This is a genomic window from Caproiciproducens sp. MSJ-32 (assembly GCF_018918055.1).
Taxonomy (GTDB): Bacteria; Bacillota; Clostridia; order Clostridiales; family Clostridiaceae; genus Clostridium.
The window spans coordinates 1-7,651 of record NZ_JAHLPS010000030.1; the positions used below are offsets into that span (position 1 = coordinate 1).

Below are 7,651 nucleotides of genomic sequence, written 5' to 3' on the forward strand. Positions count from 1 at the left end.
CCATTTTTTGTTTAAAACAAGCTTTCTAAATCAATTTTTTTAAATTTTAAAGAAAAACTGAACAATATTGTGTAATTATACATGTAGCTACGCTATTTTTTCATATTTACTTTACACAATCATATTTATTTTATACTCACATAAAAATATTTTAACAGAAAAATTAATACTATTCCACCTTTCCATAAGAAAAATCAGTAAAAGAGTTATTTTTTATCAAAAAAGGTTAAGAATTATAATAAAAAAATAGAGGGAGGACTATGAGTAATTATTTAAAAAACATAAAAAAAAGAGATATTGCGATTTTATTTTTAGCTTTTATATTATTGATTATTTCTATTAATTTATATAAAAGTAATAAATCTAAGGTATTTATGGATGAATATATGGAAGATATATTTGTTGAAGAAGCTGTAGCAACAATTTCTGAAGAGGATATTATAGAAGAGTTACCAAAAGAAAAAGAAGTAAAAAAAACAATAGTGGTAGAAATAAAGGGAGAAGTAAGAAAACCAGATGTATATGAAATGGAAGAGGGAAGCATAATTAAGGATTTAATTGATAAGGCAGGAGGACTTACAGAAGAAGCAAACATAGATAAAATAAATAGAGCAGCAAAGTTAAATCCTAATCAGCTTATAATAATTCCAAATAAAAATTTCAGTGAAGAAATTTCTTTGGAAGGAGCTTCTGTAATTTATAATGAAAGTAATGAAAAATTAATAAATATAAATACTGCTTCTTTAGAGGAACTTACTGAGATAAAGGGAATAGGAGAAGTAAAAGCTAAAAGTATTATTGAATATAGAGAAAAATATGGAGCTTTTAAATCTATAGAAGAATTAAAAAATGTAAAGGGAATAGGAGAAAAGACCTTTGAAAAATTAAAGGATTTGGTAACAATATAATTAATAAATAATTTTCCTTGAAATACCAGCAAATATTACAGTTGTGTGACAAAGGCTTTAAAAATAATACCTTTAATGATATAATAAGTTGAAATTTGATAAAAGAAGAAAAACTAGGGGGAACTAGTATGCTAAAGAAAATATTACCGATTATAGTAAGTGTAACAATTGCAGTGTCTATAGCAGGATGTAGTAACTCAAATAAAAATTCTACAGATAAGTCAAGTGAAAATAATAGTCAAACAGAAACTAAGCAGGAAGTATTTATTGGAGAAGGAGAATGGGCTAAAGATTACACAAGGGAAGAAGTAAGTCAATTCCACTCAGAAATACTTGCAAGAATGGAAGAACAAGCTTTATTTTATGGTTTAGAATATAAGATTGAGGAAAAAGTAACAGAAGAAAATGGTGAAACAGTTAATGATAATCATATATATTTAGATAATATAAATCCAGAACCAAATAGATTAGAAAGCATGTATTATGGATTTAAAATATTTGGAGAGGATTTATCCAGAGGAAGTCTTAATTTAAAAATAGGCTTTAAGCTAGATCTTGATCAAATAAAGAATGAAGATAAATTTGATTTTAAAGAAACTTCTATGGCTGCCTTTTCAGAAGCAATGACAAATAACTCAGAAAGGGATTACTCTGAAATAAACAATCAAATTATAGATATAGTTAAAAATCAAGATGCAAATGGAACAATAGAAAGCAATTTAGATGGCTTAGTAGAAACTATAACTATAAAGGATGATTATTTATTATATAGATTAGACTCAAAAGTATATGATTTTAGTATTAATAATTAAAAGAGTGGGAGGAACTTATTTTGAGCGGAAATGAAGAATTAGAAAAGATGGATAAATATGAAAACTCTAATGAAGAAATTCTAAAAGAAGCAAATGTAAAAAAAGAAGGAAAGTTTATAAAATTATTAAAAAGAATTTTTACGGCTATTATTGATCAGGTAATATCAATTGCTCTTGCGTTATTAATATTAATAGTTTTTGATTTTTTAATAGGATTAGCAGGATATTATGTTTCAGATAGAGAGAGTATGTTTTTATTACTATATATAATAATTAATGTATTATATAGACCAGTATTAATTTCTACAAAGTTAGAAAAAACTATAGGTGAGAAACTAAATTTAAAATATAATAGTTAGGAGATACTATGAGAAAAGGAAGTACAGTACAAGTTAAAATTGATAGGACAGAATTTCCTTCTGTTGGAATTGGTGAATTAGAAGGAAAGAAAATATATGTTAAGGGAGCATTTCCTGGACAAATAGTTTCAGGCAGAGTAAAGAAAAAAAGAGAAAATTATGCTGAACTTAAACTATTATCTGTTGATGAAAAAGCAGAATATGAGATAGATGCACCTTGTGAGTACTTTGGACTTTGTGGTGGATGTACATCCCAGAATTTAACTTATGAAAAACAATTAGAGCTATTAAGTGAGGAAGTTAAGTCTTTATTTAAAGATGCTAATGTTTATATGGGAGATTATCTAGGAGTTGTAGGAAGTCAGGAACAATGGGAATATAGAAATAAAATGGAGTTTACCTTTGGAGACTTTGAAAAGGGTGGAGAATTAACTCTTGGAATGCATATGAAGGGTAAGTCTTTTGGAATAATAACTGTTGATAAATGTTTAATTGTTGATGAAGATTTTAGAAAAGTAATAAAAGCAACAGTTGATTACTTTAGAGATAAAAAACTCCCATACTATAGGGTAATGAAAAGAGAAGGTTACTTAAGGCACTTAGTTATTAGAAAGGCCATAAATACAGGAGAAATTATGGTTAATCTTGTAACAACAAGTCAAATTGATTTTGACTTAAGTGAATATGTAGAAATTTTAAGATCGCAAAGTTATAAGGGAAAATTAGTATCTATATTACATACAGAAAACAACTCCTTTTCAGATGCAGTAGTTCCAGAAAAGGTTAATTTGCTTTATGGGAAGGACTTTATAATAGAAGATTTATTAGGTCTTAAATTTAAAATTTCTCCTTTCTCCTTCTTCCAAACCAATACTAAGGGAGCAGAAAGTCTTTATAGTATAGTTAGGGATTTTATGGGTGAAGCAGATGATAAAGTTGTATTTGATTTGTATTGTGGAACAGGTACAATAGGACAAATAACTGCTGCTAAGGCTAAAAAGGTTGTTGGATTAGAACTTATAGAAGAAGCAGTAGAAGCTGCTAAAGAAAATGCTAAACTAAATAAATTGACTAACTGTGAATTTATAGCAGGAGACGTTGCAGAAACAATCAAACAGCTTAAAGATAAGCCAGATATAATTATTTTAGATCCACCAAGGAGTGGTGTAAGTCCAAAAGCATTGGACTATGTAATAAGATTTAATGCCAGGGAAATAATTTACGTATCATGCAATCCTAAGACTTTAGTAGAAAATCTAAAGGATCTTATAGCTGCAGGATACAAAGTAGAAAAGACTATAGTTAAGGACATGTTTCCAAATACTCCTCATGCTGAGGTGGTTGTTAAACTTACGAAGTAAGAAGCTAAAGAGTTGAGCAAGATAATTGCTTGGCTCTTTTTATTAGTAAAAAATTGTATTAAAATTAAAAAAATTAATAAATATTAATAAAAAAGTGATAATATAAAATTAAAAATGATAAATAAGATAGGTGATGATATTAATGGAAAAGGTAGTTTTAATAACAGGAGCTTCCAGTGGAATAGGTCTTGAGCTTTCAAATATATTTGCAAGGGAAGGCTATAACCTACTTTTAGTTGCAAGAAATGAAGAAAAGCTATTATCTCTTAAAGAAAAATTGGAAAAAGATTATAAAATAAAGGTTGAAATTTTATCCAAAGATTTATACAAGAGGGAAGCTGCAGAGGAAATATATAATTTTACGAAGGAAAAAAATATTCAAGTAGAAATATTAGTCAATAATGCAGGCTTTGGAGATTTTGGGGAGTTTTCCTCTTTAGATTTAAAAAAACAGGAAGAAATGATAAATGTAAATATAATGGCCTTAGTAAAGCTTACTTACTATTATTTAAAAGATATGAAGAGAAAGAATAGAGGAAAGATAATGAATCTAGCTTCTTTAGCAGCCTTTCAGCCAGGACCTTTAATGGCAGTTTATTATGCAAGTAAAGCTTTTGTATTATCTTTTACAGAAGCCTTATCTGTTGAACTTAAAGATACTGATATAGATGTTCTCGCTTTATGTCCAGGACCAACTAAAACAAATTTTGAAGAAAAGGCAAATCTTGAAACATCAGGATTGTTTAAAAATTTAAAAAATGCAACAGCCAAAGAAGTTGCTGAATATGGATATAAAATGTTAATGAAGGGAAGAGTAGTTGCAGTTTATGGAATTACGAATAAAACTATAGCTTGTTTAGGCAAATTTTTACCTAAGGCTTTAGTTAGATATGCAAGTTACCTAATTCAAAAATAGATAAATAAACTTAGTATGATAAATTCTAACTTATTAATTAATAAAAATATTTAAAGGAAACAAAGATAGAAAATAGAATTTATAAAAAGAGGATAAATAATTAAAGAAAAGGGAGATAATATGTTTAATAAGATAATAGATAAAATAAAAGGAGCAGGGGTTTTATCATTAAGCTTAGAAGAAGCTAGCAAAAAGGCCTCAAGATCTATGGGCTGTTATAAGCTATATCTAGATGGAGTAAAATATGTAGGACGAGCAGAAAATGGCTTAAGAAAAGAATTTGATAGATTATATAATTTAAAGGGGAGAACTTTAGCTGAGAAAGAGATTAAAGCTAATAGAGATAAAATATCAGTAAGTTTTGTAATATTACCAACAAAAGAAAAATGTAGGGAAATAGAAATGAAATGGATAAATCAATTAAAACCAGAATGGAATAAATTAAAGATGTGATTCAAATCACATAAAATCTTGGCATTTAGTAATACTATGTATTTACAAAGTTCATTTTGGAGGTAAATAAGATGTCAAGATTTAAATCACAAGTAGATGCACGTATTTATGAACCAAAGGATAAACATGCAGTTATTTTTGATACTTTTAATAATTTGAATAATGGTGAAGAAATGGAATTATTAAATGATCATGATCCAAAACCATTATACTATCAATTTTCAGCAGAATATGCTGGAAAATTTGAATGGGAATACCTTGAAGAAGGCCCAGAAGTATGGAGAGTAGCTATTAAAAAGAAATAGATTTAAACATATAAAAACTTATAACTAACATGATACCCCTTTTATCATCATTTTATAAATATCATTTTTTAGCTCAGAGTAGAAATGCTCTGAGTTTTTTATTATATATCTATGCTTTAGCCTATGATATAATAAAAAATATGTATATTTTTAGCATGTTAAGGTCAAGAACTTTAAACTGAGGGAGAGGAATATGATAAATTTAAAATATAAACCAACAATAGAAGGAAATAAAGTAATACTTCGTCCTTTTGAAAGTCAAGATATTGACTTTATGGTAGAAGCATTAGAAGATAAAGAAGTTATGAAATTTACTGGAAGTTCAGCTTTCTTTGATAAGGAATTTTTAATAAATTGGTATAATACAAGAAATGAGCAAGTTGACCGCCTTGATCTTGCAATTATAGATAAAGCTAATAATACAGTAGTTGGGGAAGTAGTCATAAATGAATATGATGAAATTAAACATAGCATGAATTTTAGGATACTTATAGGTCCTGGGGGAAGAAACCGTGGATTAGGAACAGAGGCAACAATCTTAGTATGTGACTATATCTTTTTAAATACAGATCTAAAAGAGTTAACTTTAGGGGTTTATGCCTTCAATCCAAGGGCACAAAGAGTATATGAAAAAGCAGGATTTATTTTAGATAGTATTGATAAAGCTGATTTAGAATATGAAGGAGAAATGATTGATGCCCTTAATATGGTATTAACAAGAAAAAGATGGGAAGAAATTTATTATAAAGGTGATACTTTAAATTAATAGTGATAAAAAAGGAGAGTTACTTAACTCTTTTTTTTATGAATAAATATATGTAAACTAATAATAACATTTGCTGTTATATCTGGTTGGTTGAATAGAGATAATAACTAATATATCATTAAATCAAAGGATGTGATTAATATGATAAGTATGAATTTAAAAAAATTAAGAAAGAAATATAAATATACTCAGGAAGAAATTGCTGATAAAATTGGTGTTTCAAGACAGGCTGTTGCAAAATGGGAAAGTGGAGAAAGTCTTCCTGATATTAATAATTGTTTAGCTTTAGCAGAATTTTATGGAGTTAGTTTAGATGATTTAGTGAATTATTCTAACGATAAAGATAAAATAGGTCCTCAGCCAAAGGGAAAGCATGTTTTTGGAATAGTAAAGGTTGGTGAAAGAGGGCAGATTGTAATTCCTAAAAAGGCTAGGGAGATATTTAACATTTTTCCTGGTGATAGTTTGCTGGTTTTAGGAGATGAAAGTCAAGGACTTGCTTTGATGAAGCAGGAAAAATTAATGCATTTTATAGAAGCAATTTATAATGCAGAAGAATGTACAGAATAGTAATTTAAAAATAGGAGAGTGGTAAATATGAAAAAGAAAATAATATTAATTATAATCTTAGGGATTATACTATTTATAATTGGTTCATATTTTTATAATAATGTAACCTATATTAAGAAACCATTAAAAAAGATAGCTAAAGCAGGTTTTATAGAAAGGCAGATAAAATTAAAAGATGGTACTCTGTTAAATTATGGAGAAGGGCCTGATAATGGAAAAACGCCACTTTTATTAATACATGGCCAAGGAATGATTTGGGAAGATTATGCTAAGGTATTAGAGGAACTATCAAAACATTATCATGTTTATGCTATAGATTGTCATGGACATGGGGAATCAGAATGGAAGGTAGAAAAGTACTCAGCTAAAGAAATGGCTAAAGATTTTATAGAATTTATTGATACAGAAATTGGAGAAAAAGTAGTTGTTTCAGGCCATTCTTCAGGGGGAATGATTGCTGCATGGATGGCTGCCTATTATCCAGATCGCATCTTAGGAACAGTTATTGAAGATTCACCTTTCTTTGCAACAGAAGCTGGCAGAAGGGAAAAGACTTACGCATGGGTTTATGGTTTTCAATTATATCAGGATTTTAAAAATCAAAGTGAAGAGAAAGATTATTTTAAATATAGTTTAGAAAGAAGTTATTGGAAAAATATCTTTGGAGAAAAGATTTGGAATTTTATTTCAAAAAGTGCAGTAAGCTATCATGAAAAGCACCCTGATGAACCCGTTCATGTAAAGTATTTACCACCACAAATAAATAGGATGTTTGAAGTTGTAACCTATCCTTATGATCAAAGATTTGGAGAAACTTTCTATGATAACAGCTGGTTTGAAGATTATAATCAAGAAGAAGTCTTATCAAAAATAAAAAGTCCTACAGTATTTATTAAGGCCAATACTAGTTATGATGGTGATTTATTATTAGCAGCCTTATCAGATGAAGATACCGATCGTGTAGTCAGCCTATTAGAAAAGGGGAAAAGAGTCAATGTTGACACTCCAGGTCACGATATACACTATGATAAGCCAGATGAATTTATTGAAATTATGGTGGAATTTTTAAATGAATTAGAATAAGTGTTAATGTCAATATTATTTTTAACAAATTTGCAAATATAACTTTTAACACTTTTGACTAATTATTTTTTGGAATTATTAGTGAATATTTTATCTTTAACTCTATAAGATTTACCTG

At 28.1% G+C, this 7,651-nt stretch carries 10 protein-coding genes; all 10 read left to right on the forward strand.

All coding sequences use genetic code 11. The features are described from left to right. Window positions 1-260: 260 nt before the first annotated feature. Window positions 261-908 carry a helix-hairpin-helix domain-containing protein gene (locus KQI16_RS03520; protein WP_216432270.1) on the forward strand — a complete coding sequence of 216 codons (648 nt, stop codon included), beginning with the start codon at window positions 261-263 and terminating at the stop codon, window positions 906-908. A 128-nt stretch (window positions 909-1,036) separates the two neighbouring features. Further along, window positions 1,037-1,720: a hypothetical protein gene (locus tag KQI16_RS03525; protein WP_216432272.1), complete on the forward strand. Its 684-nt coding sequence runs from the start codon at window positions 1,037-1,039 to the stop codon at window positions 1,718-1,720. Window positions 1,721-1,740: 20 nt separating this feature from the next. Further along, window positions 1,741-2,079, forward strand: a complete 339-nt coding sequence (locus tag KQI16_RS03530; protein WP_216432274.1) for an RDD family protein — start codon at window positions 1,741-1,743, stop codon at window positions 2,077-2,079. 8 nt (window positions 2,080-2,087) lie between these two features. After that, a complete protein-coding gene (rlmD, locus tag KQI16_RS03535) occupies window positions 2,088-3,440 on the forward strand; it encodes a 23S rRNA (uracil(1939)-C(5))-methyltransferase RlmD (RefSeq protein ID WP_216432276.1) in 1,353 nt (450 codons plus the stop codon). Window positions 3,441-3,582: 142 nt separating this feature from the next. Further along, entirely contained in the window at window positions 3,583-4,356 is a 774-nt protein-coding gene (locus KQI16_RS03540; RefSeq protein WP_216432278.1) for an SDR family NAD(P)-dependent oxidoreductase, read from the forward strand. A gap of 120 nt (window positions 4,357-4,476) precedes the next feature. Next, the gene (locus tag KQI16_RS03545; protein WP_216432280.1) at window positions 4,477-4,809 is read left to right on the forward strand and encodes a GIY-YIG nuclease family protein; all 333 of its coding nucleotides are present in this window, start codon (window positions 4,477-4,479) and stop codon (window positions 4,807-4,809) included. Between the two features lie 71 nt (window positions 4,810-4,880). After that, complete coding sequence (locus tag KQI16_RS03550) at window positions 4,881-5,114, forward strand: DUF2249 domain-containing protein (protein WP_119866107.1); 234 nt, start codon at window positions 4,881-4,883, stop codon at window positions 5,112-5,114. A 193-nt stretch (window positions 5,115-5,307) separates the two neighbouring features. Beyond that, window positions 5,308-5,880, forward strand: coding sequence for a GNAT family N-acetyltransferase (locus KQI16_RS03555; protein WP_216432282.1), 573 nt, complete (start codon window positions 5,308-5,310; stop codon window positions 5,878-5,880). Between the two features lie 141 nt (window positions 5,881-6,021). Next, a complete protein-coding gene (locus tag KQI16_RS03560) occupies window positions 6,022-6,450 on the forward strand; it encodes a helix-turn-helix domain-containing protein (protein ID WP_119866105.1) in 429 nt (142 codons plus the stop codon). A gap of 27 nt (window positions 6,451-6,477) precedes the next feature. Then, complete coding sequence (locus tag KQI16_RS03565) at window positions 6,478-7,533, forward strand: alpha/beta fold hydrolase (RefSeq protein WP_216432284.1); 1,056 nt, start codon at window positions 6,478-6,480, stop codon at window positions 7,531-7,533. The last annotated feature ends 118 nt before the right edge of the window (window positions 7,534-7,651 follow it).